Source organism: Aeromonas sp. Y318-1 (assembly GCF_027706125.1).
Lineage (GTDB): Bacteria > Pseudomonadota > Gammaproteobacteria > Enterobacterales > Aeromonadaceae > Aeromonas > Aeromonas hydrophila.
Genome location: NZ_JAPDCM010000005.1, coordinates 44,188 through 67,810, shown reverse-complemented (window position 1 = coordinate 67,810; position 23,623 = coordinate 44,188). Strand labels below are relative to the sequence as shown.

The following is a 23,623-nucleotide window of genomic DNA, read 5'->3' as shown; positions in this document are numbered from 1 at the left end:
CCTCATTACTTGGCGGCGGCGCGCGCCTGGGTCAGCCAGTCGTTCACCAGCGCCTCGTGGCCCTTGAGCCAGGCGTCGGCATGACGCTCCACGTCCGCCGGCTTGTTCTGCCCCTTGTTCATCAGGCCGTTCTGGACGTTGATGTCATTGAGCGGCAGCTTGACGATGGAGAACAGCCTGGCGGCTGCCGGGTTGGCCTCGGCAAACTGCTTGTTGGCAACGATGTGCATGGTGTTGACCGGGAAGCCGTAGTTCTTGCCGTTCGGCAGCCGGGTCTTGGCCGCATCAGGGCCGTCGGCGGGCACCTCCAGCCACACCACATCCTTGCCCGGCACCAGCTCGCTGCTGAGCCAGTAGGGAGTCCAGGTGTAGTAGAGCACCGGCTTGCCGGCCTGGTAACGGGCACGGGTATCGGCGATCAGCGCCGCGTAGTTGCCCTGCTTGTGGGTGACGGTCGGGGTCAGGCCAAAGCCGGCCAGATGACGGTTGATCGCCTCTTCGCAGCCCCAGCCCGGGTTGCAGCCCACCAGATCGGCCTTGCCATCGCCATCGCCGTCAAACAGCGCCGCCAGCTTGGGATCCTTGAGCTGACCCAGGTTGGTGATGCCGTAGCGGGTCGCGGTCTGCTTGTCGATGAGATAGCCCTGGGCGGCCCCGGCCACATAGGTGCCCTCACGGAAGAACACCTTGTCACCGCCAGCCTGTTCGTACTTGTTGTTTTGCAGCGGTATCCAGTTGAAGGCGAGGAAGGTGCCATCCCCCTGCGCCACCGAGGCGTAGGCCACGTTGTAATCCACCTCCTGGGCTGGCTGGACGTCATAACCCAGGCGCGCCATCAGCTTGCTGACCAGCAGGGTCTGAAAGCTCTCCTCCGGCAGCGAGCTCTGCAAGGGCTGGACGCGCACGCCCTCCCCCGGCAGCTCGGTGCTGGCCATGGCGAGCGGGCCGAGCAGTTGGGAGCTCAACAGCAGGGACCCCAGGGTCAGCGTCTTGGTGATGAGTCTCATGCATTTACTCCTTTGTAATCGATAGACTTGTCGCGGCCGAGCAGGCGCAGCAGCAGGGCGGCGGGGCCGCGTTGATACCAGCGGCCGGTACGGCTGCGATCCGGCTGCCCCATCGCCTGGGTCAGGCGGTCGAGCACGATGGCCAGCAGCACGATGCCGAGGCCACCGATGGAGGCGAGACCCATGTCGAGCCGGCCGATACCACGCAGCACCATCTGGCCGAGACCCCCCACCGCGATCATGGAGGCGATCACCACCATGGAGAGCGCCAGCATCAGGGTCTGGTTGACCCCGGCCATGATGGTGGGCATGGCGAGCGGCAGCTGTACCTTGAACAGCAGCTGGGAGGGGCTGGCACCGAACGAGTGGGCCGCCTCCACCAGATCGGTGGGCACCTGGCGAATGCCCAGCATGGTCAGCCGGATCATCGGCGGCAGCGCGAAGATGACGGTCACCACCACCCCGGGCACGTTGCCGATGCCGAACAGCATGACGATGGGGATGAGGTAGACGAAGGCCGGCGTGGTCTGCATCGCATCCAGCAGCGGCCGGGTCCAGCGCGACAGTCGCTCGCTCCTCGCCAGCAGGATGCCAACCGGCAGCCCGATCAGCACGCAGAAGAACAGCGAGGTCAGCACCAGCGACAGGGTCACCATGGCATCGGACCAGGCGCCGATCAGCCCCACCACCACCAGTGAGAACAGGGTTCCCAGCGCCATGCGACCGTTCACCAGTTGCCAGGCGATCAGGGTCAGCAGGCCGATCATCAGGGTGGAGGGCACCGTCTGCAGCAGATGGGTCATGCCGCCCAGCGCCAGCTCCACCGGCGCGCGGATCAGCTGAAACACGGGACGCAGGTTGTCGACCAGCCAGCCGATGCCGCCCTCGACCCAGCTATCCAGCGGCACCAGCGCCTGCTGGAAGGGATCCAGCCAGTCGACGGCGGCGGTAGTGTCGACCGCCTCGATCTGGTTCTGCCAGTCGGTCGCCTCAGCGTCGGTACTGCCCCAGGGATCGGCAACCTCGGTGGCGGCCGCACTGGCCCCCCAGGGGTCGACAGCATCCTCATCGGCACGCAGGGAGGGACTCGCCAGCAGCACCAGGGCCAGCAGCCCGCTCAGTAAAAAATGGGGATTCATCCGCTTCATGCCGGGGTACTCCTGTCCAGGGTGTTCAGCAGGTTGGCCTTGGAGATGAGGCCCAGGTAAGTACCATCCTCCTCGACCACGGGCACCTGACAGGGGGCGGCCGCCACCTGGCTGATCAGTTCGTTGAGGGCGGTGTCCGCCAGAATGGGCTGGATGTCCGCCAGCAGCGCCTGCTCCAGGCTGCCTTTGGCCCTGACCGCCTGACCGAGCGACTCCACCGAGACGACCCCGATGAAGCGACGCCGGCGATCCACCACGTAACCGAACTCCCGCTCCTGCTCCTTGAGCTGGCGCAAGGCGTTGCCCGGCCCGTCGGTGGTGTGCTTCTTGATGAGCGGCATCTGCTTGCGGCTGGCCACATCGCGGGCGCTGAACACGTTGGCCAGATCCACCCCGCGAAAGAAGGCGCGCACATAGTCGTTGGCGGGCTGGTTGAGGATCTCGTCCGGGGTGCCGACCTGCACCAGCTGGCCGTCCTGCATGATTGCGATGCGATCGCCGATGCGCATCGCCTCGTCCAGATCGTGAGAGATGAAGACGATGGTGCGCTGCTGGCTGGCCTGCAGCTTGAGCAGCTCATCCTGCATCTCGGTGCGGATCAGCGGATCCAGCGCCGAAAAAGCCTCGTCCATCAGCAGGATGTCGGGGTCGTTGGCCAGTGCCCGGGCCAGGCCGACCCGCTGTTTCATGCCGCCGGAGAGGGCATCGGGGAAGGCATCGGTCCACTGACCCAAGCCCACCTGATGGAGCGCCTGGCGGGCGCTCTGCTGACGCTCCGCCAGCGGCACACCGGCCAGCTCCAGCCCGAAGGCGGTGTTTTCCAGCACGCTCAGGTGCGGCATCAGGGCGAAGGACTGGAATACCATGCTGATCTTCTTGCGGCGTACCTGACGCAGCTCGCTGTCGGAGATGGCGGCGATATCCTCGCCATCGATCAGCACCTGGCCGCGGGTCGGCTCGATCAGCCGGTTGAAGAGACGCACCAGGGTGGATTTGCCCGAGCCGGAGAGGCCCATCACCACGAAGATCTCCCCTTCGTCGATGGCCAGATTGACATCCTGGACCCCCAGGGTCTGCCCGGTTTTTTGCAGGATGCTGGCGCGGTCATGCCCTTTCGCCAGCAATTTGAACGCTTTTTCCGGCTGATCGCCGAAGATTTTGTAGAGTGATTTAACCTCGAGTTTGACTGTCATATTGTCCTTTTTTCTTGGCCGACGACTTGCCTGGCAAACCGTCGAACGTGAGCCAATTACTTTCAACACTAAGCATTTCTCAGCCAAAACAAAAGAACCAAAAGAGTCCAAACGAAAAGGTAAAATCATAATATATTGATTTTTAAGGGTTATTTAACACCATAAAAATTCATCAAAAGATGGTACAAGACCCTGTATCAGGCCATGAAATGCAAATGAATTCAATCTAAATGCCGGATTGATTGAGGAAGAAAGCCGGAAAAAGGTCAAGATAATGCGCCAGACAAGGAAGGGATCGCGCTTATCTGCCAACGGCAATAAAATGATTAGACAGCTAATTATTTTTAAGTCCACTTGAGGGAGAAAAACAGAGAGGGCGCAGGTCAATCGATGCCCTGACCAACGCCGCCATTCATCCCTAACGAGACAGCTACGGGCAGCAAAAAGGCCCCTTGTGCAACACAAGGGGCCTTTTATCTGCCAGAGCGGTAACGTCGCCCGTCAGCGCCGCTGCCAGGTCTCGAAACAGTAGGAGTGGGGGTTATTCTCGTCGGGCTGATGTGACTCGCGCTCGATGCACGACCAGTCGCCCTCGTCGAAGGCCGGGAAGCGGGTATCCCCCTCCACCGCCAGATCGATGCGGGTCAGATAGAGCCTGTCGGCCCGTGGCAACAGCTGACCGTAGAGATGACCGCCCCCGATCACCATCAGCTCGGCCACGTCGCTGCCGGCCAGCAGCGCCAGCGCCGCCTCCACCGAGTCGATGACCTCCACGCCGTCGGCCCGGTAGTCGGGGTTGCGGCTGATCACCAGATTGCGGCGACCAGGCAGCGGCCGCCCGATGGATTCAAAGGTCTTGCGCCCCATCAGCACCGGCTTGCCCAGGGTCACCCGCTTGAAGTGGGCCAGATCCGCCGGCAAGTGCCAGGGCATCTGGTTGTCCAGCCCTATCACCCGATCGTGGGCCATGGCGGCAATCATGGAAATCATCATGGGGTCAACCTCTCGAACCGTCGGTCAGATAATGGGGCGGTTACGGTACACGACCAGAGAGGGGATCGCCAAACCGAAACTCAGGGCCCCCACGATAAACAACGCCTTGAGCCCGTTTTCCACCGCGCTCTGGATAAGCTCCATGGTCACTCCGGAGATATTGAGCTCCACCACCGCGATCATCGCCTTGAACGCGTAGCTACCCGGGATCATCGGGATGATGGAGGCAACGCTGAACACCGGGCGCGGCGCCAGCAGCCGGCGCGACCAGTAGACGCAGACAAAGCCGACCGTGGTCGCCGCCGCCAGGGTGGCCCACTCGATGGGCATGCCCTGATGGATCAGCAGGGTGCGCAGGCTGTGAGCCAGCGCGCCGCCCATGGCACAGTACTTCAACATCCGTGGCGGCACGTTGAACAGCATGGCAAACCCCACTGCCGGAATGGCCGACCAGAAGGCATCCTTGGCCAGCAGCCAGATGAAATCCATCATACCTTCCACCCCCAGATACCGGTCACCGACATGGCGAGGATGATACCGATATGGATCCGCACGCTGATGGATAGCCGGTTTGCCCCGATCAACAGAATCGATACCACGTCAAAGCTCTTCATACCTTCCACCCCCAGATGCCGGTCACCGACATGGCGAGAATAATCCCTATCGCCGCGCTGATGGTCAGCAGGGTCGCCGTGCCCCAGCGTGCCAGCCCCATGTTGAAGTAACCCTTCACCATGTCGGAGACCGCGTTGATGAGCGGAAAGCCCGGCACCAGCAGCAGTACGCTGGCCGCCATGGCGAGATAGGGCTGCGCCCCCCAGTTGAAGAAGGTGGCGCTGGAGGCGAGCAGAGTGGCGATGAAACCGGTGGCGGCAAAGTTGATGAGGGGGCTGTGGTGATGGCGGGCAATCAGCTGGCGTACCCGCATGGCGACCGAGGCCGAGAAGCAGGTCACCAGGAAGATGGGCCAATCGCCGCCAAACAGCAGGCTGAAAGCGCCGCAGGAGAGCCCCACCATGGGCACCACCAGCCAGGGATGGTAGTGAAACGGCACTATGGCATCGAGCCGCTGACGCACTTCCCGCGCGCCGATCAGCTCCTTCTCCGCCATGATGCAGATACGCTGGATCTCGCACACCACCTGCATGTTGATGCCATGCTCGCGCACCCGCCGGGTGGTGGTGACGCAACTGCCCTGATAGAGGCTGGTGAGCACGATGGCGCTGGAGGAGATGGCCATCTCGACGCTCTCCAGCCCGAGCGCCATGCCGAGCCGGACCGTGGTCTGCTCGATGATGCGACTCTCGGCGCCGAACTGGGCCAGCATCTGGCCCACCTTGACGATAATGCGGGTGATTTCCGTCTGCTGCTCCCGCGACAGCACCCGTCTTGGTGTGATACTTCTCATAATCCCTTCGAGTCGTAGCAAATTAAAAAAGTCTCGCCATATTAGCCTAACAATCGGCGCCATACATCTACACATATCACGCCAATAACCAAACTCAAATAAAATAAAAGGCGACACAAAAATACATCAAATGGATTACAAATCACGCCAAAGTGTTCAACGTTCGTCAGCCGGCCTCACCCGGCAACGGCGAAGAATAACGGGGATATATTTCAATAATTACTCTGAAATAATATTATTTTTTCTTTCGGTAATAATCGCTGAAATAGAGGACATTATTCTCCTTATATTCCGGCAGTGGTTCAGCATAATCAGGATCATTGAGATGAACCATTTCACAGCGCATGGAATAAAAGGAGTCGTGCATCATGGCGGCAATCCGGATGCAGCTGTCCAGATTGTTTTTGGCCAGCTGACGCTGACAGTCGATGCGAAATTGCAGGCCGCGCAGACGCATTTGCTGCTGCGGGCTGACCCGGTCGATCAGCCCTTCAATCTGCTGCTGCAGCAACTCGTCGAGCCGCTCGGGCTCCGCCACCGCCAACCGTTTCAAGGTATCAAAATCAGGCAACTCCATATGCCCTCCCGCGGCCAGCCGCTGCATGGTGATACTCAAACAACAACAATCGGTTCATATTTTAACCAATCGCATATGGAGTTATATAAGCCGAACCCCGCCGCGGTTCAATCTGCTCAGCCCGCTTTCCCCTCCTCTTGCGCCAAAAGATGACGGCGCTGCGGGAACCCAGACGGGTTATTCGTTATGGATCAACCGATTATTCCTGAATATCGATGGCGGGTTCGTTTATACATTTTTGGCACGGCAATATGCCGATGTTATGTCTTATTGAAAGGAGGCTGCCAATATGGTTTGCCATTTGACGCTCGCCTTCGCGCCACCATCCGGCTGGTTTAACATATCTTGCTGATTATGTTATTTTATTTGCCACTTATAGCGGCAACCAAGAGCAGACCATGAGCAAGGCAAGAATCGGTATCGTCACCGTCAGCGATCGCGCCAGTGCAGGCATCTACGAAGACCTGTCCGGCAAGGCCATCATCGACACGCTGAACGCATATTTGACCTCGGCGTGGGAGCCCGTCTATCAGGTGATCCCCGATGAACAGGAGCAGATCGAAGCGACCCTGATCCGGCTGGCAGACCAGGAGCAGTGCAGTCTCATCGTCACCACCGGCGGCACCGGGCCGGCCAAGCGGGACGTCACCCCGGAGGCCACCGAGGCGGTGTGCGATCGGATGATGCCGGGCTTTGGCGAGCTGATGCGGGCCGAATCCCTCAAGTTCGTGCCGACCGCCATCCTGTCGCGCCAGACCGCCGGTTTGCGCGGCAGCTCGCTCATCGTCAACCTGCCGGGCAAACCCAAGTCGATCCGCGAGTGCCTGGATGCAGTCTTCCCCGCCATCCCCTACTGCATCGACCTGATGGAAGGCCCCTATCTCGAGTGCGACGAGACCGTTATCAAGCCGTTCCGTCCAAAGAAATAAAAGCTGGGCGGGGATTTGCCCCGCCCTTTGCTTATTTGCGGCCGTATACCTTGACCCCGGCCTTGCTCCCTTCCGAATTGCCGTACACCTCGATCCGCTTGATGCAGAGCCGGCTGCCGAGGGATTTCCACCCCGACTCCTGATCCTCTTTCAGATCCTTGTCAAAATAGAGGGTCTTGCTGCGATCATTGCCATAAAACACCTTGACCCGCTCCAGGGTCAATTCCCGCCCTGCCTTGACCATGATGGATTTGGTCGGCCGGCAGGCGAGCATGGGAATGATGGCGGGATGATCGCCGACCCCGAGCAGAATGGTCTTGCCCAGCAGAAATTCATCATCGGCCATGGCGGGGGCGGCCAGCGCCCACAACAAGCTGGATAACAGAACGCCCTGCAGGACACGCAGCCGCGCGGCGGCACAAGAAAAACCTGATAACAAAGACATGATGCCTCCCGAAAAAAACGGGGGGCATATTAATTCATCAAGGCTAAACCCAGCCTGTACCGGCGCCCTGCCAGGCAGGGCACCGACACTCAGGACCAGCGTTTGAAGATGAGGGAGGTGTTGATGCCGCCGAAGGCGAAGTTGTTGGACATCAGGTACTCCACCGCCAGCGTGCGGCCGCTGCCCACCACGTGATCGAGCGGGGCACAGGCCGGGTCCGGCTCGGTCAGGTTGATGGTGGGGGCAAACCACCCCTCCTGCATCATCTCCAGCGCCAGCCAGGCCTCGATGGCGCCGCAGGCCCCCAGGGTGTGGCCGAAGTAGCTCTTGAGCGACGAGATGGGGGTGCGGTCGCCGAAGATCGCGGCGGTGGCGTGGCTCTCGGCGATGTCGCCGCGCTCGGTGGCGGTGCCGTGGGCGCTGATGTAGCCGATGTCGGCAGCCGTGAGCCCGGCCTGGGCCAGCGCCATCTCCATGCAGAGCTGCATGGTCTCCTGCTGGGGCTGGGTCACGTGGGCGGCATCGCAGTTGGTGGCAAAGCCCACCAGCTCGGCGAGGATGGTGGCGCCGCGCGTCTGCGCATGCTCCAGCTCCTCCAGCACCAGGGTGCCGGCCCCCTCGCCTATCACCAGCCCGTCCCGCTGCCGGTCAAACGGACGCGGCGCCAGTTCGGGGTTGTCGTTCATCTGGCTGGTGGCAAACAGGGTATCGAACACCACGGCCTCCGACGGGCAGAGCTCCTCCGCCCCGCCGGCCACCATCAGGGTCTGGTAGCCGTGCTTGATCGCCTCATAGGCGTAGCCGATGCCCTGGCTGCCGGAGGTGCAAGCGCTGGAGGTGGGAATGACCCGCCCGCGCAGGCCGAAGAACAGCCCGGTGTTGACCGCCGCCGTGTGCGGCATCATCTGCACATAGGTGGTGGCCGTGATGCTGGCGGTGCTCTTGTCGTTGAGCATGACCCCGAAGGCGCGGATGGGATCCGTGCTGCCGGTGGAGGAGCCGTAGGCGATGCCGGTGCGCCCGTCGGTGAGCGCCGGGTTGTCCAGCAGCCCCGCCTGCGCCAGCGCCAGCTCGCTGGCGACGGTCGCCAGCTGGGACACCCGCCCCATGGCGCGGGTCTTCTTGCGCGGATAGTGGGCCGGCAGCGTGAAGTCCGGAATGGGGGCCGCCAGCCGGGTGTTGAGGCCGTCGTAGATGGCCCACTCCGGCATGTTCACCACGGCGTTGCGCCCCGCCTGCAGGCGAGCCCGCACGCTCGGCCAATCCTGCCCGAAGGCGGTCACCCCGGCCATGCCGGTCACCACGACCCGCTTCATACCATGCCTCCGTTGATGGAGATGACCTGGCGCGTGACATAGCCGGCGATGTCGGACATCAGGTAGGAGACCAGCCCGGCCACCTCGTCGGCCTGCCCCATCCGCTTGAGCGGGATCAGTTTCAGCGCCTCCGCCTTCACCTCTTCGTCCACCATGCCGGTGTCGATGAGGCCGGGGGCCACGCAGTTGACCGTGATCTTGCGCTTGGCAAGCTCCAGCGCCAGCGCCTTGGTGGCGCCCATGATGCCCGCCTTGGCGGCGCTGTAGTTGACCTGGCCCCGGTTGCCCATCAGCCCAGACACCGAGGAGATGGTCACGATGCGCCCGCCCCGACGCAGGCCGATCATCGGCATGATGCAGGGCTTGAGCAGGTTGTAGAAGCCGTCCAGATTGGTGTGCAGCACCCCGTCCCACTCCTCGTCGGTGAGGGCGGGGAAGGCGCCGTCACGGATGATGCCGGCGTTGCAGACCACGCCATAATAGGCGCCGTGCTCGGCCATGTCGGCCTCCAGCTGCGTGCGGCAGCCCTGCCGATCGGCGATGTCGAACTGGAGCAGGCGCCCCTGCCCGCCGGCCGCCTGCAGGCTGGCCAGAGTGGCTTCGGCCCCGGCCCGATCGCTGTGGTAGTGCACCACGATGGAAAAACCGTCGGCCGCCAGCTTGAGGGCGATGGCGCGGCCTATCCCCTTGCTGGCGCCCGTGACCAATACGCTAGAGATCATGAAGCTTCCTCAGGCTAACAAATCGGACAATTCGCCGGGGCTCGGCTGGTAGGTGGAGAGTCGCGCCTGGGCGCACTCCTCCCCCGCCAGCAGGATCCGGCAATCAAAACTGGCCATGCCGCCGTCTTGCAACAGGCAGCAAGCCTCGATGGTGAGCAGGCTGCCGGCCGCAAAGGCGGGGCGCAGGCAGCGATATTTGCGACTGCCGAGCAGCATGCCGATGCGCACCGGCTCGCCGCGCAGACGCCCCTGCATGCCGGCCCAGGCGGCGATGGTCTGCGCCATCAGCTCGATGCCGACCCAGCCGGGCAGGTTGCCCTCGCCATCCAGCAGCAGGGCATGGCGAGCACCGATGCGGGTCTCGCAGCGCGCCTGCTGGGCATCCGCCGCGCAGAGCCGGTCCAGCAGCAGCATGGGGGCCTGGTGGGGCAGCAGGGTCTCGATGGCGGGCAGTGAACTTGGCTCATTCATGGTGCACGCTCCCAAGCAGCAGGCTGACATTGTTGCCACCGAAGGCAAAGGAGTTGGAGAGCACCCGGGGCGCCGCGAGCGGCACTTCACCGCTCACCAGCCGGATGGGCGCCAGCGCCGGATCCGTCGTCGTCACCCGCTGGGGCGGCAACGGCAGGGCGCGCTCCAGCAGCAGGCAGGCGAGCGCCGCCTCGATGGCCCCCGCCGCCCCCAGGGCATGACCGGTGAGCGGCTTGGTGGAGCTGCAGGGCACCTCGGCACCAAACAGCCGATGCACCGCCTGGCTCTCCATGGCGTCGTTGAGGCGGGTGGCGGTGCCGTGCAGGTTGACGTAGCCCACCTGTGCCGGCGTCAGGCCCGCCTGGGCCAGCGCCATCTGCATGGCCGCCTCGGCGCCGATGCCGTCGGGATGGGGCGCCGAGATATGCCAGGCATCGGACGATTCCCCCGCCCCCAGCAGCGCCAGCGGCGCAGGCGTGCGGCTCAGCAGGAACAGCGCAGCCCCCTCGCCGATGTTGATCCCCTGGCGCGCCTCATCAAACGGCTGGCAGCGCGCACAGCTGAGGGACTCCAGGCTGTCGAAGCCGTTGAGGGTGAGCCCGCACAAACTGTCGGCGCCGCCCACCAGCACGACGTCCACCAGCCCTGCCGCCAGCAGCCGCTGGCCGCTGATGAAGGCGCGCGCGCTGGAGGAGCAGGCGGTGGAGATAGTCCAGGCCGGCCCGGTCAGGCCCAGATGACGGGCCAGAAATTCGGACGGCGAGCCCAGCTCCTGCTGGCGATAGTCAAAGGCGGGCGACACGGCCTCCCCGCGCCGGGCGGCGGCCACCGCCAGCTCGGCCTCGCCGATCCCGGCGGTGCTGGTGCCAAGCACCAGCCCCACCCGCGCAGGGCCATGGGCCGCCAGCGCCTCGTCGAGAGCGGGCTGCACCTGGGCCAGCGCCGCCAGCAGCAGCTGGTTGTTGCGCGAGGCGTAGGGGGCCAGCGCCGCCGGTATGGCCGGCAACTCGCCCTCCACTCGCCCCACCGGGGTCAGACGGCCATCCAGCAGCGGCGCCCGGTGGTGATCCAGCGGGCTCACGCCCGACTGCTGCCAGGCCAGCAGCGCCTCGGCGCTGGCATCACGCCCCGTCCCCAATGCCGAGACGAGGCCGTAGGCGGCGATATAACAGCTCATTGGCTCAGGGTCTCCAGTTGCAGACGGTAGTGGAATACGTGCTGCTGCAGGCCGACCGGCTCGCGCACGCCGTCCACGTCGCGGTAGCGGATCTCGGTGACCAGGGCACCGTCGGGGGCGCGCAGCCGGCGCAGCGGCCCCTCGTCACGCAGCGTCCAGCCCGGCGGCAGCTGCGACTGCCAGCTGGCGAGCGGCCAGTAGCAGAGCATCACGTCCGCCAGCACTTGGCTCACCGGCGGCATGCCGGTGGTGAGCAGCGGGCTGAGCTGGCGGGTGGAGATCCCCTGCTGGTCATAGCGCACCAGAAACAGCCGCACCCCGCTCGGGGTCAGCCCCACCAGGGTCAGCTGGCGGCCGTCGGCCTCCAGCACCGTCATCAGCTGGTGAGTGCTCTCCCCCACGCTGGCGGTCAGCAGCTGCTGGCGATAGAAGGGGGCGGCCAGCACGGGGGCCGGCAGCGTCATGACGGTCCCCTTGTCGAGATAGGCGGTGGGGGTCGGCTGGCTGCTGCAGCCTGCCAGCAAGAGAATGATAAAGGCGAACAGTGGTCTCATGGTTGCTCCTGCTCCCGGTGGCCCCGCACCGGCGGGGTGCATGCCGGCTTGTCCAATCCCTGTTTATCCAGCACCAGAGGCGACAACAGGAAGGCGGTAAAGATACCGCCGCTCAGCACCAGACCAAAGCCCGCGATGGCAGAGGTGTGGCTCAGCGCCAACAAACCGAACGAGAGCTGGGTGGTCAGGTTGGCCAGCAGGATGGCGAACATGGTCGAACGCTGGCGCAGGGGATCCCCGCCGCTGTAGGCAAAAAACAGGCTGTAGTCGATGCCGATGCCGAAGATGAGGCTCATGGCCAGCACCCCGAACAGGGTGAGCGGCTGGCCGCAGGCGGCCAGCAGGGCCAGCCCGGACCCCAGCGAGAACCCGCTGATCAGCAGGATCCGTCCCCCCTTGCGCCAGCCGAAGCGGGCCCACAGCAGCCCCCCCACCAGGGCGATCGCCACCAGCAGCAGCTCGGTCAGCTTGACCCGATAGTGGGCGAACAGCTGGCTCCACTGATTGCGCGGATCCTGCCAGAACACCCCCTCCTGCCCCTCGGCCAGGGCCGCCACGGCGGCCGCATCCGTCACACCGTTGACCGGCAGCCAGAGCGCCACCCGGCCATCGGCCATGGTATGCCACAGCAGCCGGCTGCCCTCGCTGACCGGGCTGGCCAGCCACTGCTGCGGGGTCAGAGGGTGCCAGGGGCGAGGCTCGGCCTTGACCGGCACCCCGGCCAGGTTGAGTCGCGTCACCACCTCCGGCAACAGGCCCGTGAGGGCGGCGTGATCCGCCTGCTGCCGCGCCAGCGAGGGCAGCCACTGGGCCAGTGACACGAAGCCCGTCAGCTGCCCCGCAGCCTTGGCCTCGGCCAGTTTGCGGCTCATGGCCTCGAGCCGTTGCAACGCCGTTTCACCGTCGGCCGCCGTCACCAGGAAGCCGGTCATGCCCCCCTGCTGGCCGGTGAGGCGCTGGATCTGCCGCTCCTGGGCCTGCAGCTCGACGGGCAGCGGTTGCAGGCGGGCGATGTCGTCATCGACGGCCAGCCGGCTCAAGCCTGTCCCGATCAGGGCCAGCCAGAGCAGGGGCACACCCCAGCGCAAGAGACGCCACTCGCGCCACCATTTTAGCCAGAGCGCCATTGGCACCAGCACACGCGCCTCCCGCCGGGGCAACTCCCCGAGCCAGAGCGGGTAGAGGCAGAGCACGGTGATGAACGACGCCGTCAGCCCCACCAGGGCGCACAGGGCCATCTGCTGCAGGCCGGGGAAAGGGGCGAGCCAGAGCAGGCCATAGCCGACCAGGGTGGCGAACAGCGCCATCGACAGGCTGGGCAGCAGGCGGGCACGGGTCTGGTGCGGGCTCTCCTGCCGACCATGCAGGCGCCGCTCGGTCAGGAAGTGGATCCCGTAATCTATGATGCCGACCAGGCTGGAGCTGATCACCAAGGTGAACATGTGCACCTCGCCAAACCACAGCAGCACCGCCAATACCCCCCAGGCGAGGCCGACGGCGATGGGCAGCAGGGAGATCCAGAGCGCCCGCAACGAGCGAAACGCCAGCCACATCAGCAGCAAGACCCCGACCGTGGAGCCGAGCCCTATGGTGGAGATGTCCTGCTGGGCCAGCTCGCTGGCATGCTGGCTGTAGAAGAGGGTGCCACGGCGCAACAGCTCCACGCCCGGAAACTCGGCCTTGAGACGCTGCTCCGCCTCGTTGAGCCGGTTCAGCAGCTCGCTGTTGCGGGCAAGATCGAAGGCCGACAGGTCCAGCTCGGCGCGCAGCAGGTACCACTGCCGCCCGGCCTCGTCCCGGCTGATCAGCCAGCCGTGGTCGAGGCGCAGGGGGCTGGCCATCTGTCCCTGCACCGCAGCCCGGGTCAGCAGCAGGGGATCGGCCTGCCACTCGGTGCGGGAGACGCCGCCAAAGGGGCTGTAGATCTGGCCGAGCACCCACTGGCTCCAGGCCTCTGGCCCTGCGGCCAGCCGCGCCCGGCTGCCCTCGTCGAGGCGCTGCCAGCCATAGTCATAGATGAAGCCTTGCCAGGCGGAAGCCAGCTCCGGCTGGGCGGCACGTACCGCGCTGAGCTCGGGCAGGGCCTGCAGGTTGTTTGCCCACGCCTGCGCCGCGGCCAGCCCATCCTGCCCCGCCGGCAGGCTCAGCATCCAGACAAGCTGCCTGTCGACCTGGCGCAGCAAGCCCTCACGCAGGGCGGGATCCAGCGCGGATCGCTCCTCGTGGGGCAGCAGATCCATCAGGCTGGTGTTGATGCGGCCGTGGGAGAGTTGCCAGCCGAGCAGCGCCAGCGCCAGCGCGCTGAGCAGCAGCCAGAGCCAGGAGAGCCAGCGCCAGGTGGTTTCAGCTTGCAGCAAGAGGGGCACTCCTCGTCCCGGCGGGGGCGCCGCGCTGGCGCGTCATCGTGCTAGTGGGCAGCAAAGCGGGCCTGCTCCTCAGGGGTCAGCGGCAGGGCGCGATCCCGCCAGGCGGTGAAACGGATGCGGGTGCTGTCACCCTGCTTGTCGGCGATGAGCAGCTGATCCAGCTGCCCCTGTCCGCTCAGGGTGAGGCTGGCGAACACCTTGTCGAGCGGTGCCAGGGTCGGCACCAGCACCAGCTGCCAGCCCGCCTCCGTGCTGTGAAAGTCGATGCTGAAGTAGCGGCTCAGGGTCGCCTCGTCCGAGCCGAACAGCGCCAGCAGCATCTGGCTGAACTCCAGCAGTTGGGGGTTGTCGATGACGGTGGCGGGCTGGCCCGCCATCTGCTGCACCATGCGCGTCGGCGTCAGGACCAGGGTCAGCGGGAAGGGTTTCTGCTGCTGCCACCAGAGCCCCTGATCGCGCACCAGCAGCAGCTCGCCGGAGGCTTTGAGCGGCTGGCTCAGCCCCGCCACCTGCTTCTCCTGCTCGAAGCTGGCCTGCTTGGCCTGGCTCAGGGCGAGCAACTGCTGCACCTCGGCCCGGCTCAGGGGCGCCGCCAGCAGCGGCCATGTCAGCAACAGGAGCAAACCGGCCAGCAGCGGCCTTGTCAGCCGGCTCATTGGCTCACCCCCAGCTTGTCCAGCAGCACCTGGGGCGAGGCCAGGCACATCTCGCCGCTCGCCTTGCTCACCGCCACCTGGATGCTGTAACCCTTGCTGGTGCGGGTGCCGCTTGCGGCGTCGCTCAGCAGGTAGTCGATCTTCAGGCGGTTCTGGTACTCGGTCAGGGTGGCGCGCACCCGCACCCGCTGGCCAAAGCGCAGCGGCGCCAGGTACTTCATCCGGGTGTCGATGATGGGCCAGAGATAGCCAGAAGCCTCCATCTGCGGGTAGTTGTAGTCGATGAGATCGAGCAGGGCGCAGCGGGCCAGCTCGATGTAGCGAAAGTAGTGGCCGTGCCAGGCAACCGCCATCATGTCCACGTCGTGGAACGGGATGGTCACTTCGATCTCGGCGCTGACCTGCCAGGATTCAGGCGTAGTCTGAATACGGCTCATAGTGAAGAGTCCTGATAGAGGGGATAGTGACGCTGGCGAATGCGGGCGATCAGCGCCCTCAGCTCGGGCTCGAGCCCCCGATCTTCCAGCAGCGGAGCAAACTCGGCTCGCACCTGCACGACCATGACGGCCAGCGCCGTGCCGAGCGGGCGGGTGAAGGGGGTGGGCCGGGCCAGGCGCAGCTCCACACCCTGCACCGCCGCCAGCAGGCAGGCGGCCGCCACCTGTTCGGTCAGGGTCAGCACCCGCAGCGCATCGCGCGCCGCTATGGTGCCCATGCTCACCTTGTCCTGGTTGTGGCACTCGGTGGAGCGGGAGAAGACGCTGGCGGGCATGGTCTGCTTGAGCGCCTCCGCAGTCCAGGCCGAGACACCGATCTGCACCGCCTTGAAGCCGTGGTTGATCATCTGCCGCTCCTCTGGCGCCCCTGAGAGATTGCTCGGCAGGCCGCCGTTGAACTTGCTGTCCACCAGCTGGGCCAGCTGGCGATCCAGCAGGTCCGCCAGGTTGGCGACGGCCGCCTTCATGCTGTCCATCGCCATGGCGATGTGGCCGCCGTAGAAGTGGCCGCCGTGCATCACGTGCTCCCCTTCCCCGTCGATCAGCGGGTTGTCGTTGGCACTGTTGAGCTCGTTTTCGATGAGCTGGCGCCACCAGGGCAGGCTGTCGGCCACCACCCCGATGACGTGGGGCGCGCAGCGCAACGAGTATCTGTCCTGCAGCCGGTCGCTGTGGCGCGGTAGCTCGCCGGCCACCAGATCTTCCCTCAGCCAGGCCGCAATGCTCTGCATGCCGGGGTGCGGCTTGGCGGCAAACAGCCGCTCGTCGAAGTGGAAGGCGTTGCCCCCCATGGCGACGCTCACCAGGGCGGTGATCCGGGTCGCCAGCCGCATCAGGTAGTCAGTGCGGGCATAGGCGAGGCAAGCCAGCGCCGTCATCACCGAGGTGCCGTTCATCAGCGCCAGCCCCTCTTTCGGCCGCAGGGTCAGGGGGGCGACCCCCAGCTCCCGATAGACCTCGGCGGCGGGGCGCAGCACACCATCATGATGGAGCTCGCGCTCCCCCACCAGCACGGCGGCGACGTAGGAGAGCGGCGTCAGATCGCCACTGGCGCCCACCGACCCCTCTTCCGGAATGCGCGGCACCAGATCCTGCTTCAGCAGCCAGCAGAGCCGCTCGAGCAAGGCCGGGCTGACCCCGGAGACTCCCTGCGCCAGCGAGCAGAGCCGGGTCGCCAGCACGGCGCGGGCGGCATCGAGCTCGAGATCCGCCCCCAGCCCGCAGCCATGAAAGCGGGTCAGGTGCAGCGGCAGCTCGGCCACCAGCTCGGTCGGCACCTGCCGGGTCACCGAGTCGCCGTAGCCGGTGGTCACCCCGTAGATGACCCCCTCTTCGGCCAGCAGCCGGTCGAGAAAGTCAGCCCCCCGCTGGATGCGGGCCATGAAGGCGGGATCCGGATTCAGTGCGGGGGTGGCACGCCCTTCGGCCAGCGCCACCACGTCTTCGATGGTCAGCGGCTTCGCGCCAAAGGTGACCCGTCTCATCTCACTCTTGTTCATCGGTCAGCTGCCAGAAATCAAAAAAGTTGAACCAGTCCAGCGGGGCCTGCAGGCAGTGATGCTGCAGGCGATCGGCATAGGCCTGCACCCGGGACGCAAGAATCTGTTGGCGCCCCTGCCGTGGCAGGGGTTCGCCGTCGGCAAAGGGCTCGAAATGCACCCGAAAGCGGCCCTGCTCCTTGAGGCCGAACATCAGGTAGACCGGGCAGCCCAGCACGCTGCTGAGCACGAAGGGCCCGAGCGGAAAGGGCGCTGGCGCGCCGAGAAAGTCGGCCCAGATCACCCGCTTCTCCCGGGTCACCGAGGTGCGATCGCCGACGATCACCACCCACTCCCCCCGCTCCAGCTTCTCCTTGAGCAGGATGGCGGTATCGGCCCCCAGCTCCTGCACCTGGATGAGATTAAGGTGCGAATCCGGGTTGATCTGCTTGAGCAGGGCGTTGAAGCGGGCTGCGTGGCGGGTGAACACCAGCGCATTGATGCGCAGCCCCTGCTTGCGGCTGCCAAGGGCGCGGCACAGCTCCAGATCGCCGAGGTGGGAGCCCAGCAGCAGAACCCCCTGACCGCTGTTGATGGCGGCCTTGTAGTGCTCCGTTCCCACCAGTTCCACCTCTTGCTCGGTAATGTCGCCGCGCCATCCGGCCAGCTTGTCGAGCGCCGCCTCGCCAAAGCGCAGGAAGTGGCGAAAGCTCGATCTTGGCTCAGGGGGCAACGCCACACCGCTCGCATCGGCGAAGGACTCGAGGCGGGCCAGATAGGCTTGGGATGCCTGGCGCTGGGCCCGGCCGGTCAGCCAGAAGTAGCCGATGACCGGATAGAGCAGCAGGGAGAAGCCGCGCCGCCCCAGCAGGCGATAGCTGGTCAGCATGATCTGCATGCCGAGCAGGGAGCCCCGCTCCGGGGTGCGCGACCAGTGGGTGCGCCGCTCACGCCACAGCTGCGCCGCCCGAGCGCCGAGACGGCGGGGCCAGCGGCCGATGCACAGCAGCTGATCCCACAGCAGGCGGCACACCAGCCGGGTGTGCATCCAGGAGATGTCGCGGTTGTCGCGCCAGAGCTGGAAGTGGGAGCTGCCATCGGCGGGATAGATGACCCGGGTCGGCACGAAGCGCACCGCCACCCCGGCCCAGTAGAGGCGCACCATCACCTCGGTGTCAAAATCCATCCGCCGGCCGAGCGCCACCCGATCGAGCAGCGCGCAGGTGGCCGCCAGCGGATAGACCCGAAAGCCGCACATGCTGTCCTTGATGGCGAACGACAGCGTCTCGATCCAGACCCAGACATGGGTGATGTAGCGGCCGTAGAGGCGCCCCTTGGGCACGGAATCATCGTAGAGCGGGCGGCCGGAGACAAGCGCCGCCGGGTGCTTGTCCGCCTCGGCCAGCAGGGCCGGAATGTCAGCCAGATCGTGCTGGCCGTCGGCATCCACCTGCAGGGCGTGGCTGAAGCCGAGTGCATGGGCGCGGCGCAGCCCCGTCATCACGGCGCCGCCCTTGCCCTGGTTGTGGGGGTGGCGCAGCAGGGTGACCCAGGGGTAACGCGCGGCCAGTGCATCCAGCTCGGCGGCGGCGACCGGCTCGCTGCCATCGTCGATCAGCAGGCAGGGCAGCCCGTATTCGGCCAGCCGTGCCAGCACGGCGGCCAGCGGGCCGGCGTGGTTGTAACAGGGGATGAGAATGCAGGGCGTCATGGGATGAGGCGCACCCGTCCGCTGCTCGCCGGCTCATCGCCGAGCAGATAATGAAAGAGAAGCTGGCCCTTGTCCGCCTGCCACTGCAGGTTCAGGCTGCACTCGGCCCCGGGGCGCAGCGGGCGCTGGAACTTGAGCTGATCCACCCCGTGAAACGGCTGCGCCAGCTTGAGCAGGCTGGCGGCATAGTGCATCACCCAGTGGATCTGGGTCACCCCGGGCAGCAGGGGCGCACCGGGAAAATGGCCTGCAAACCAGGGCAAATCGGGATCGAGCCGCAGTTGCAGGCGCACCCCGTCGGCCAGCGTCTCGCAGGCCAGCACGGTGGGCAAGGTGTTCGCTGGCAGAGAGTCAACCGAGAGGCGCATCGAACAGCTCCTTGAGTTGTGGCCAGGGGCGCTTGCCCTGGGCGTTGACGGGCATCTGTGCGACCCGGCGCACGCTGCGCGGCAGGGCGACTGGCTCGAGCCAGGGACGCAGCTGCTGGCGCAGGGCCAGCAGGAAACGCCCGGGCCCGAGCTCGGCCCAGCGGGCGGCGCCCAATTCGCTTAGCACCAGCACAGCGCCGAGGATCTGGCGCTGGCCCTGTTGCAGCGGCAGCACGGCGGCTGCCTCCACCTCCGCCAGTGCCTGCAGGCGCGCCTCCACCTCGTCGAGGGAGATGCGCTTCTCCTCCAGCTTGACCACCCGATCCTGGCGGCCCAGCAGCTCAAAACCGCCCTCGTGCAAGGCGATGCGATCGGCGCAGGCCAGCCACTCCGCCGTCGGCAGGAAGGGGGAGCGCAGCAGCAGGCTCTGATCCGGGCCGACCCGCACCTCGACTCCGGGTAGCGTCGTCCAGGGGGTATGTACCAGGTGGCGCTGGCGCCAGCCGATGCCGCCGGTCTCGCTGCTGCCGAAGATCTCCACCGGCAGCTGACCGAACAGCATGTTGGCCCGCTGGGCATCGCCCGGTTGCAGGGGACCGCCGGAGGAGACGATCAGCCGGCAGCCGGCAGCGGCAATGGCCGGGTCGAGCCGGCTCAGAAACGCAGGAGAAGCGATCAGGCACCAGGGGGCCGTTTGCAGCGCCAGCTGCTCCGGGTAGTCGATGCTGCGACGATCAAAGGGGATACCGAGACCAAGCGGCAACAAAATGCGAAACAGCAGGCCGTAGATGTGCTGGTGACTGACGCTGGCCAGCACCCGGGTGCCCGCCAGCCGCTCGCCCCACAACGCCATCTGCACCCGCAACTCTGCTTCCAGCTGGGGCCAGGCCTTGGGGATCGCCTTGGGCTCGCCGGTGGAGCCGGAGCTGAACAGGGTAAGATCGAGGCGCTCGGGCGGCAGGGTTGCGCCGTCTGCCTCCCGCTCCTCATCCACCGCCAGCAGCGGCAGCCGGAGCTGCGCCGCCGTGAGCGCCGCACCCGGCAGCTCGCCGTCGGTGAGCAGGCCGTCGAACTGGCTCTGCAGCGCCTGCAGACCGGCCAGCCGCTGATGGCCCGGCAGGATGGCCCGGTGCCCGCCGAGGGCGCAGGCGAGCAGCGCCTGGGCAAACAGCAGGCTGTCATCGAAACAGAGCGCCCAGCGCATGTCGGGCCGCTTTGGGCCGGCCAGACGGGCCATGGCCCGCGCCAGCTGCAGGCTGCCAAGGCGCAGCTCGGCCAGGGTGACCTCGCCATCCGGGCCGAACGCCACCACGCGCTCGCCGTCCCGCTGCCAGATAGTTTGCAGCAGGGTCATGGGGCCAGCCTCTTGAGCAGGCGGCGGCGCACCAGATACTCAGCGCCCATCAGGCCGCCCATCAGGGCGTAGCTGATGAGGCCGTTGTAGAGGCTCCAGAGCGCCAGATCCCCGTGCCAGATGGTGAAGGCCGCCAGCGCGCCGTTGATGACGAAGAAGCCGCACCAGACCTGGGTCACCCGCCGGGTATAGCCGATGGCTGCCGGTGGCAAAGCAGGATCCTGCAGGCGGGCCAGCCGCTCCACCAGGCTCATGGGGCGGGTCAGGCTCCAGCCGAACAGGCAGAGCAGCGCCAGGCTCACCGCCAGCGGGTAGTAGAGCAGCCAGTGCCGGGCGCTGAACAGGGCCGACAGCAGGGTCAACCCCAGCCCGATGCAGGCCAGCAGGCGGCCCAGCCAGAGCCACTCCGGCAAGGGGCCGAGCCGGACCCGCCCCTTGAGCAGGCCGGGCAAGAGTCGCAGCGAGAAGATGAGCAGCAGGCCGAGCAGCAGCGGGGTCTGACCGGCGTGGGTCAACCCCCAGTAGACCGCCAGCGGGTAGAGCAGCAGGGCACCACCGGCCAGCCAGGAGAGCCAGCGCATCATGGCAGGGCGTGCACCGGCATCAGGCGTCGGCCAGCAGACGCTCGACCGCATCCACCACGTCATTGACGCTGCGCACCGACTTGAACTCTTCCGGCTTGATCTTCTTGCCGGTCAGCTTCTGCAGGTGCACCACCAGATCGATGGCGTCGATGCTGTCGAGCTCGAGATCCTGATAGAGACGGGCCTCGGGGGTGATGGCCTCTTCGTCGACCTCGAACAGCTCGACGAGGGCAGCCTTGATCTGGGCAAAGATGTCGTCACGGGTCATGGCTCAGGCCTCCCCTTTCGACTGGGCCTGCACCAGGGCGACCAGCGCCGCGACGGAGGCAAAATGACGACGGGTGTTTTCATCCTCGGCGGAGAGCACGATGCCGTAGCGGCCCTTGATGGCAAGGCCCAGCTCCAGCGCATCGATGGAGTCCAGCCCCAGGCCGTCACCGAACAGCGGCGCCTGACTGTCGATGTCGTCAGGGGTGAGCCCCTCGAGGTTGAGGCTGTCGATGATGAGTTGTTTTATCTCTAGATGCAGGTCTTGCATAACTGTTCCACATGCTGTCATTGGGGCCCCGGTTGCAGGGCCTGGGTGAGAAACCGGGTCAACTGGCGGGCGGCCAGCGCACTGCTCTGGCCGGTGGCGACCACCTCGTCCGCCGCCACTTGCTGCAGGAATTCTATGGTGAAAATCGGCTTATTTTCCGGGATCTTGAACCATTTGTCCTGCTTGGTGAGAAATCGGGTGCTGCAGTGGATCCGCACCAGTTGCAACGGCACCTGGCTGCGCACCGCCAGCTGGGCGGCGCCGCGCTGCAGCTTGATGGGTTCGCCCGGAGTGGTGCGGGTTCCCTCCGGGAACACCAGCAGCAGGCCGCCGGCCCGGATCCGCGCCTGGCACAGGGCCAGCAGATCCTCGCCTGCCACGTTGGGCAGGTAGTCGGCGGCCCGTACCACGCCGCCGATGAAGGGGTTGCGCCAGAGGGACTGCTTGACGATGCAGTCGCACACCGGCATCTCGGCCGCCAGCATGACGTAATCGAGCAGGCTGGGGTGATTGGCCACCACCAGGGCTCCGCGCAAGTGGGCGGGCATGCCGCTCACGCTGTAGTCGAGCACTCCCCAGCCGCGCAGCACGCCGAGAAACAGCCGAAAGCTGTGGCGAATGGTGAGCTGGGCCAGGGTACGACGCCGCTCGCCGCGCAGACAGAGCGCCAGCAGCGGAAACCAGAACAGGGAGAGCAGCAAGCCCCCCACCCCGAACAGGGTGAAGCCCAGAGCCGTGCCGATCAGTCGCCAGCCCCGGTTCAGCAACGCAGCCATCTCCACTCCTGACGGTCGTCAGCGAGGAGCAGGGTCGGCTCGCCTCGCAGCAGGGCACGCCAGCAGGCCAGACTCTGGGGCAGCGGGCGGGCAGCCGACTCGACTGTGCCACGCGCCCCCGCACAGTGCCACTCTTCGCCTGCCGTCAGCACCAGCCCCAGCGCGTGGGGCGGCGCCTCCTCCGCCAGCCAGGGGCGGTGAAACTCGGGCACCGGCCCCTCGAAAGCCACCAGCAACACCCGACGGGCGCCGGCCTGCAGGGCGCAGACCGCTTCGGTCAGGCCCGCCATCAGGCTGTTCTCCCCCGCGGCCAGCGAGGTCATGGGGATGGCGGCCTTGCCCTGGATGGAGCAGAGTCCGGCGGCGGTGTTGTGCACCGACATGGAGAAATCGGTGGGCGACAACGCCTGCCCGTCCGCCAGCGCCTGCAGCAGGGTCATGGAGCGGGCGAGCTCGCCGTGGCGGCTGACGAAGACGGCACTGTCTATCTGGTGGCGGGCCAGCAGGCTCAGCCCCACCTGCACCGCCAGCCGGGCGCCCTGACTCAGGCGGCGCGCCATCATCATCGGCAGCAAGGGGGTGGCGGGAAACGGCGGGTCGACCGGCCAGCGGCCCTGCTGCGCCCACGCCTGCCAGGCAGCCTCATCGGCCAGACCGGGTGACAGGGCCTGACTATCCAGCAGCGAGAAAGAGAGCATGTTTCGGGCAACCTGTCCTTACATCGATGGGTGGACGCGAAGACGATAAAAGGCACTCACCCGGCGGGCAGTGCCTGCTCCACGACATTGAATGGCGTCATCGGCTTAATAGCGGCGGATAATACCATTATTCATCAAAAATAATAGCCAGCGCAGATTATCAACCGCCTTGGTGATTGAAAATAAACTATTTGTGTTGTCTCATTGCCACGCCCAAATTGATGAATATCCTTCTCAAGGAAAATATTATGAAACTCATTAATAAAATATCCCTGCTGCTGGCCTGTGCCCTGCTTGCCGCCTGCTCCACCAGCCAGCCAATTCGCAATATGGCAGCCAATCCGGTGCCCTTCAATCTGACCGAAGAACAGGTAGCCAATGCCATTATTACGGCCGGCATCAGCAAGAGCTGGGTAATGCGCCAGGAGCAGCCAGGACTAATTCGAGGCCAGGTCAATGTGCGCCAGCATCAGGCGGTGATCAATATTCCTTATAGCGCTCGCGATTATTCCATTAATTATGTGAGCAGCGTCAATCTGGACGACAAAGGCAAGGGCAGCATCCACCGCAGTTATAACCGCTGGGTACTGGGTCTGAATCAGGCCATTCAGGCAGAACTCGCCCGCACCCAGAGCCGCTGATCCGGCAGGAGCCACC

At 65.6% G+C, this 23,623-nt stretch carries 28 protein-coding genes; 2 read left to right on the top strand and 26 right to left on the bottom strand.

Annotated elements, in window-relative coordinates; translation table 11 throughout:
- Positions 1 to 5: 5 nt before the first annotated feature.
- The 8 genes from proX to OKB87_RS09105 form a co-directional block, all read right to left on the bottom strand.
- Positions 6 to 1,007, bottom strand: coding sequence for a glycine betaine/L-proline ABC transporter substrate-binding protein ProX (gene proX, locus OKB87_RS09140; protein ID WP_011707139.1), 1,002 nt, complete (start codon positions 1,005 to 1,007; stop codon positions 6 to 8).
- Positions 1,004 to 2,155 carry a glycine betaine/L-proline ABC transporter permease ProW gene (gene proW / locus OKB87_RS09135; RefSeq protein ID WP_270827202.1) on the bottom strand — a complete coding sequence of 384 codons (1,152 nt, stop codon included), beginning with the start codon at positions 2,153 to 2,155 and terminating at the stop codon, positions 1,004 to 1,006. Before proW ends, proX begins: the two co-directional genes overlap by 4 nt.
- Positions 2,152 to 3,348 (bottom strand): glycine betaine/L-proline ABC transporter ATP-binding protein ProV, encoded by a 1,197-nt coding sequence (gene proV / locus OKB87_RS09130; RefSeq protein ID WP_017409333.1) that lies wholly within the window; start codon positions 3,346 to 3,348, stop codon positions 2,152 to 2,154. Before proV ends, proW begins: the two co-directional genes overlap by 4 nt.
- Positions 3,349 to 3,849: 501 nt before the next feature.
- Complete coding sequence (gene folA / locus OKB87_RS09125; RefSeq protein WP_270827201.1) at positions 3,850 to 4,341, bottom strand: type 3 dihydrofolate reductase; 492 nt, start codon at positions 4,339 to 4,341, stop codon at positions 3,850 to 3,852.
- Positions 4,342 to 4,365: 24 nt separating this feature from the next.
- A complete protein-coding gene (locus OKB87_RS09120; protein ID WP_011707143.1) occupies positions 4,366 to 4,833 on the bottom strand; it encodes a threonine/serine exporter family protein in 468 nt (155 codons plus the stop codon).
- Entirely contained in the window at positions 4,830 to 4,955 is a 126-nt protein-coding gene (locus OKB87_RS09115; protein WP_258040490.1) for a hypothetical protein, read from the bottom strand. The genes OKB87_RS09120 and OKB87_RS09115 overlap by 4 nt, the downstream gene beginning before the upstream one ends.
- Positions 4,952 to 5,749, bottom strand: a complete 798-nt coding sequence (locus OKB87_RS09110; protein ID WP_011707144.1) for a threonine/serine exporter family protein — start codon at positions 5,747 to 5,749, stop codon at positions 4,952 to 4,954. Before OKB87_RS09110 ends, OKB87_RS09115 begins: the two co-directional genes overlap by 4 nt.
- Before the next feature lie 235 nt (positions 5,750 to 5,984).
- Entirely contained in the window at positions 5,985 to 6,326 is a 342-nt protein-coding gene (locus tag OKB87_RS09105) for a DUF3135 domain-containing protein (protein ID WP_017409336.1), read from the bottom strand.
- Positions 6,327 to 6,724: 398 nt separating this feature from the next.
- Between OKB87_RS09105 and mog the strand changes: the two genes are divergently transcribed.
- On the top strand, positions 6,725 to 7,255 hold the full coding sequence (gene mog, locus OKB87_RS09100; protein ID WP_016351777.1) for a molybdopterin adenylyltransferase: 531 nt from the start codon (positions 6,725 to 6,727) through the stop codon (positions 7,253 to 7,255).
- A gap of 31 nt (positions 7,256 to 7,286) precedes the next feature.
- On the opposite strand, the gene OKB87_RS09095 is transcribed toward mog, so the two are convergent.
- The 18 genes from OKB87_RS09095 to OKB87_RS09010 all read right to left on the bottom strand — a co-directional run bounded on the left by OKB87_RS09095 (position 7,287) and on the right by OKB87_RS09010 (position 22,966).
- Positions 7,287 to 7,700 carry a DUF2541 family protein gene (locus tag OKB87_RS09095; RefSeq protein WP_270827199.1) on the bottom strand — a complete coding sequence of 138 codons (414 nt, stop codon included), beginning with the start codon at positions 7,698 to 7,700 and terminating at the stop codon, positions 7,287 to 7,289.
- Between the two features lie 89 nt (positions 7,701 to 7,789).
- A complete protein-coding gene (locus tag OKB87_RS09090; protein WP_257685549.1) occupies positions 7,790 to 9,016 on the bottom strand; it encodes a beta-ketoacyl-ACP synthase in 1,227 nt (408 codons plus the stop codon).
- On the bottom strand, positions 9,013 to 9,738 hold the full coding sequence (locus tag OKB87_RS09085) for a 3-ketoacyl-ACP reductase FabG2 (RefSeq protein ID WP_270827198.1): 726 nt from the start codon (positions 9,736 to 9,738) through the stop codon (positions 9,013 to 9,015). The genes OKB87_RS09090 and OKB87_RS09085 overlap by 4 nt, the downstream gene beginning before the upstream one ends.
- A 9-nt stretch (positions 9,739 to 9,747) precedes the next feature.
- The gene (locus tag OKB87_RS09080) at positions 9,748 to 10,209 is read right to left on the bottom strand and encodes an ApeP family dehydratase (protein WP_029304317.1); all 462 of its coding nucleotides are present in this window, start codon (positions 10,207 to 10,209) and stop codon (positions 9,748 to 9,750) included.
- Positions 10,202 to 11,386 carry a beta-ketoacyl-[acyl-carrier-protein] synthase family protein gene (locus OKB87_RS09075; RefSeq protein WP_270827197.1) on the bottom strand — a complete coding sequence of 395 codons (1,185 nt, stop codon included), beginning with the start codon at positions 11,384 to 11,386 and terminating at the stop codon, positions 10,202 to 10,204. Before OKB87_RS09075 ends, OKB87_RS09080 begins: the two co-directional genes overlap by 8 nt.
- Positions 11,383 to 11,940 (bottom strand): DUF3261 domain-containing protein, encoded by a 558-nt coding sequence (locus OKB87_RS09070; RefSeq protein WP_041216269.1) that lies wholly within the window; start codon positions 11,938 to 11,940, stop codon positions 11,383 to 11,385. The genes OKB87_RS09075 and OKB87_RS09070 overlap by 4 nt, the downstream gene beginning before the upstream one ends.
- Positions 11,937 to 14,297 (bottom strand): MMPL family transporter, encoded by a 2,361-nt coding sequence (locus tag OKB87_RS09065; RefSeq protein ID WP_270827195.1) that lies wholly within the window; start codon positions 14,295 to 14,297, stop codon positions 11,937 to 11,939. Before OKB87_RS09065 ends, OKB87_RS09070 begins: the two co-directional genes overlap by 4 nt.
- 50 nt (positions 14,298 to 14,347) lie before the next feature.
- A complete protein-coding gene (locus OKB87_RS09060) occupies positions 14,348 to 14,962 on the bottom strand; it encodes an outer membrane lipoprotein carrier protein LolA (protein ID WP_270827194.1) in 615 nt (204 codons plus the stop codon).
- Positions 14,959 to 15,399: an acyl-CoA thioesterase gene (locus OKB87_RS09055; protein WP_194759064.1), complete on the bottom strand. Its 441-nt coding sequence runs from the start codon at positions 15,397 to 15,399 to the stop codon at positions 14,959 to 14,961. The genes OKB87_RS09060 and OKB87_RS09055 overlap by 4 nt, the downstream gene beginning before the upstream one ends.
- A complete protein-coding gene (locus tag OKB87_RS09050; RefSeq protein ID WP_270827192.1) occupies positions 15,396 to 16,958 on the bottom strand; it encodes an HAL/PAL/TAL family ammonia-lyase in 1,563 nt (520 codons plus the stop codon). The genes OKB87_RS09055 and OKB87_RS09050 overlap by 4 nt, the downstream gene beginning before the upstream one ends.
- Entirely contained in the window at positions 16,945 to 18,648 is a 1,704-nt protein-coding gene (locus OKB87_RS09045) for a glycosyltransferase family 2 protein (protein ID WP_270827191.1), read from the bottom strand. The genes OKB87_RS09050 and OKB87_RS09045 overlap by 14 nt, the downstream gene beginning before the upstream one ends.
- Positions 18,645 to 19,016, bottom strand: coding sequence for an ApeI family dehydratase (locus OKB87_RS09040; protein ID WP_043120909.1), 372 nt, complete (start codon positions 19,014 to 19,016; stop codon positions 18,645 to 18,647). Before OKB87_RS09040 ends, OKB87_RS09045 begins: the two co-directional genes overlap by 4 nt.
- Entirely contained in the window at positions 19,000 to 20,370 is a 1,371-nt protein-coding gene (locus tag OKB87_RS09035) for an AMP-binding protein (protein WP_270827190.1), read from the bottom strand. The genes OKB87_RS09040 and OKB87_RS09035 overlap by 17 nt, the downstream gene beginning before the upstream one ends.
- Positions 20,367 to 21,005 carry a hypothetical protein gene (locus OKB87_RS09030; protein WP_029299234.1) on the bottom strand — a complete coding sequence of 213 codons (639 nt, stop codon included), beginning with the start codon at positions 21,003 to 21,005 and terminating at the stop codon, positions 20,367 to 20,369. The genes OKB87_RS09035 and OKB87_RS09030 overlap by 4 nt, the downstream gene beginning before the upstream one ends.
- Positions 20,974 to 21,222: an acyl carrier protein gene (locus OKB87_RS09025; protein WP_011707160.1), complete on the bottom strand. Its 249-nt coding sequence runs from the start codon at positions 21,220 to 21,222 to the stop codon at positions 20,974 to 20,976. Before OKB87_RS09025 ends, OKB87_RS09030 begins: the two co-directional genes overlap by 32 nt.
- A gap of 3 nt (positions 21,223 to 21,225) precedes the next feature.
- Positions 21,226 to 21,492, bottom strand: coding sequence for a phosphopantetheine-binding protein (locus OKB87_RS09020; protein ID WP_005297932.1), 267 nt, complete (start codon positions 21,490 to 21,492; stop codon positions 21,226 to 21,228).
- Between the two features lie 17 nt (positions 21,493 to 21,509).
- The gene (locus OKB87_RS09015; RefSeq protein WP_270827189.1) at positions 21,510 to 22,268 is read right to left on the bottom strand and encodes a lysophospholipid acyltransferase family protein; all 759 of its coding nucleotides are present in this window, start codon (positions 22,266 to 22,268) and stop codon (positions 21,510 to 21,512) included.
- Entirely contained in the window at positions 22,253 to 22,966 is a 714-nt protein-coding gene (locus tag OKB87_RS09010) for a beta-ketoacyl synthase chain length factor (protein ID WP_270827188.1), read from the bottom strand. The genes OKB87_RS09015 and OKB87_RS09010 overlap by 16 nt, the downstream gene beginning before the upstream one ends.
- Positions 22,967 to 23,142: 176 nt before the next feature.
- Here OKB87_RS09010 and OKB87_RS09005 point away from each other — a divergent pair, with 176 nt between their 5' ends.
- The gene (locus OKB87_RS09005; RefSeq protein WP_202001683.1) at positions 23,143 to 23,607 is read left to right on the top strand and encodes a hypothetical protein; all 465 of its coding nucleotides are present in this window, start codon (positions 23,143 to 23,145) and stop codon (positions 23,605 to 23,607) included.
- The last annotated feature ends 16 nt before the right edge of the window (positions 23,608 to 23,623 follow it).

Coding starts and splice junctions, on each gene's coding strand:
- proX (WP_011707139.1), bottom strand. CDS start 1,007: ATGAGACTCATCACCAAGACGCTGACCCTGGGGTCCCTGCTGTTGAGC.
- proW (WP_270827202.1), bottom strand. CDS start 2,155: ATGAAGCGGATGAATCCCCATTTTTTACTGAGCGGGCTGCTGGCCCTG.
- proV (WP_017409333.1), bottom strand. CDS start 3,348: ATGACAGTCAAACTCGAGGTTAAATCACTCTACAAAATCTTCGGCGAT.
- folA (WP_270827201.1), bottom strand. CDS start 4,341: ATGATGATTTCCATGATTGCCGCCATGGCCCACGATCGGGTGATAGGG.
- OKB87_RS09120 (WP_011707143.1), bottom strand. CDS start 4,833: ATGATGGATTTCATCTGGCTGCTGGCCAAGGATGCCTTCTGGTCGGCC.
- OKB87_RS09115 (WP_258040490.1), bottom strand. CDS start 4,955: ATGAAGAGCTTTGACGTGGTATCGATTCTGTTGATCGGGGCAAACCGG.
- OKB87_RS09110 (WP_011707144.1), bottom strand. CDS start 5,749: ATGAGAAGTATCACACCAAGACGGGTGCTGTCGCGGGAGCAGCAGACG.
- OKB87_RS09105 (WP_017409336.1), bottom strand. CDS start 6,326: ATGGAGTTGCCTGATTTTGATACCTTGAAACGGTTGGCGGTGGCGGAG.
- mog (WP_016351777.1), top strand. CDS start 6,725: ATGAGCAAGGCAAGAATCGGTATCGTCACCGTCAGCGATCGCGCCAGT.
- OKB87_RS09095 (WP_270827199.1), bottom strand. CDS start 7,700: ATGTCTTTGTTATCAGGTTTTTCTTGTGCCGCCGCGCGGCTGCGTGTC.
- OKB87_RS09090 (WP_257685549.1), bottom strand. CDS start 9,016: ATGAAGCGGGTCGTGGTGACCGGCATGGCCGGGGTGACCGCCTTCGGG.
- OKB87_RS09085 (WP_270827198.1), bottom strand. CDS start 9,738: ATGATCTCTAGCGTATTGGTCACGGGCGCCAGCAAGGGGATAGGCCGC.
- OKB87_RS09080 (WP_029304317.1), bottom strand. CDS start 10,209: ATGAATGAGCCAAGTTCACTGCCCGCCATCGAGACCCTGCTGCCCCAC.
- OKB87_RS09075 (WP_270827197.1), bottom strand. CDS start 11,386: ATGAGCTGTTATATCGCCGCCTACGGCCTCGTCTCGGCATTGGGGACG.
- OKB87_RS09070 (WP_041216269.1), bottom strand. CDS start 11,940: ATGAGACCACTGTTCGCCTTTATCATTCTCTTGCTGGCAGGCTGCAGC.
- OKB87_RS09060 (WP_270827194.1), bottom strand. CDS start 14,962: ATGAGCCGGCTGACAAGGCCGCTGCTGGCCGGTTTGCTCCTGTTGCTG.
- OKB87_RS09055 (WP_194759064.1), bottom strand. CDS start 15,399: ATGAGCCGTATTCAGACTACGCCTGAATCCTGGCAGGTCAGCGCCGAG.
- OKB87_RS09050 (WP_270827192.1), bottom strand. CDS start 16,958: ATGAACAAGAGTGAGATGAGACGGGTCACCTTTGGCGCGAAGCCGCTG.
- OKB87_RS09045 (WP_270827191.1), bottom strand. CDS start 18,648: ATGACGCCCTGCATTCTCATCCCCTGTTACAACCACGCCGGCCCGCTG.
- OKB87_RS09040 (WP_043120909.1), bottom strand. CDS start 19,016: ATGCGCCTCTCGGTTGACTCTCTGCCAGCGAACACCTTGCCCACCGTG.
- OKB87_RS09035 (WP_270827190.1), bottom strand. CDS start 20,370: ATGACCCTGCTGCAAACTATCTGGCAGCGGGACGGCGAGCGCGTGGTG.
- OKB87_RS09030 (WP_029299234.1), bottom strand. CDS start 21,005: ATGCGGTCGAGCGTCTGCTGGCCGACGCCTGATGCCGGTGCACGCCCT.
- OKB87_RS09025 (WP_011707160.1), bottom strand. CDS start 21,222: ATGACCCGTGACGACATCTTTGCCCAGATCAAGGCTGCCCTCGTCGAG.
- OKB87_RS09020 (WP_005297932.1), bottom strand. CDS start 21,492: ATGCAAGACCTGCATCTAGAGATAAAACAACTCATCATCGACAGCCTC.
- OKB87_RS09015 (WP_270827189.1), bottom strand. CDS start 22,268: ATGGCTGCGTTGCTGAACCGGGGCTGGCGACTGATCGGCACGGCTCTG.
- OKB87_RS09010 (WP_270827188.1), bottom strand. CDS start 22,966: ATGCTCTCTTTCTCGCTGCTGGATAGTCAGGCCCTGTCACCCGGTCTG.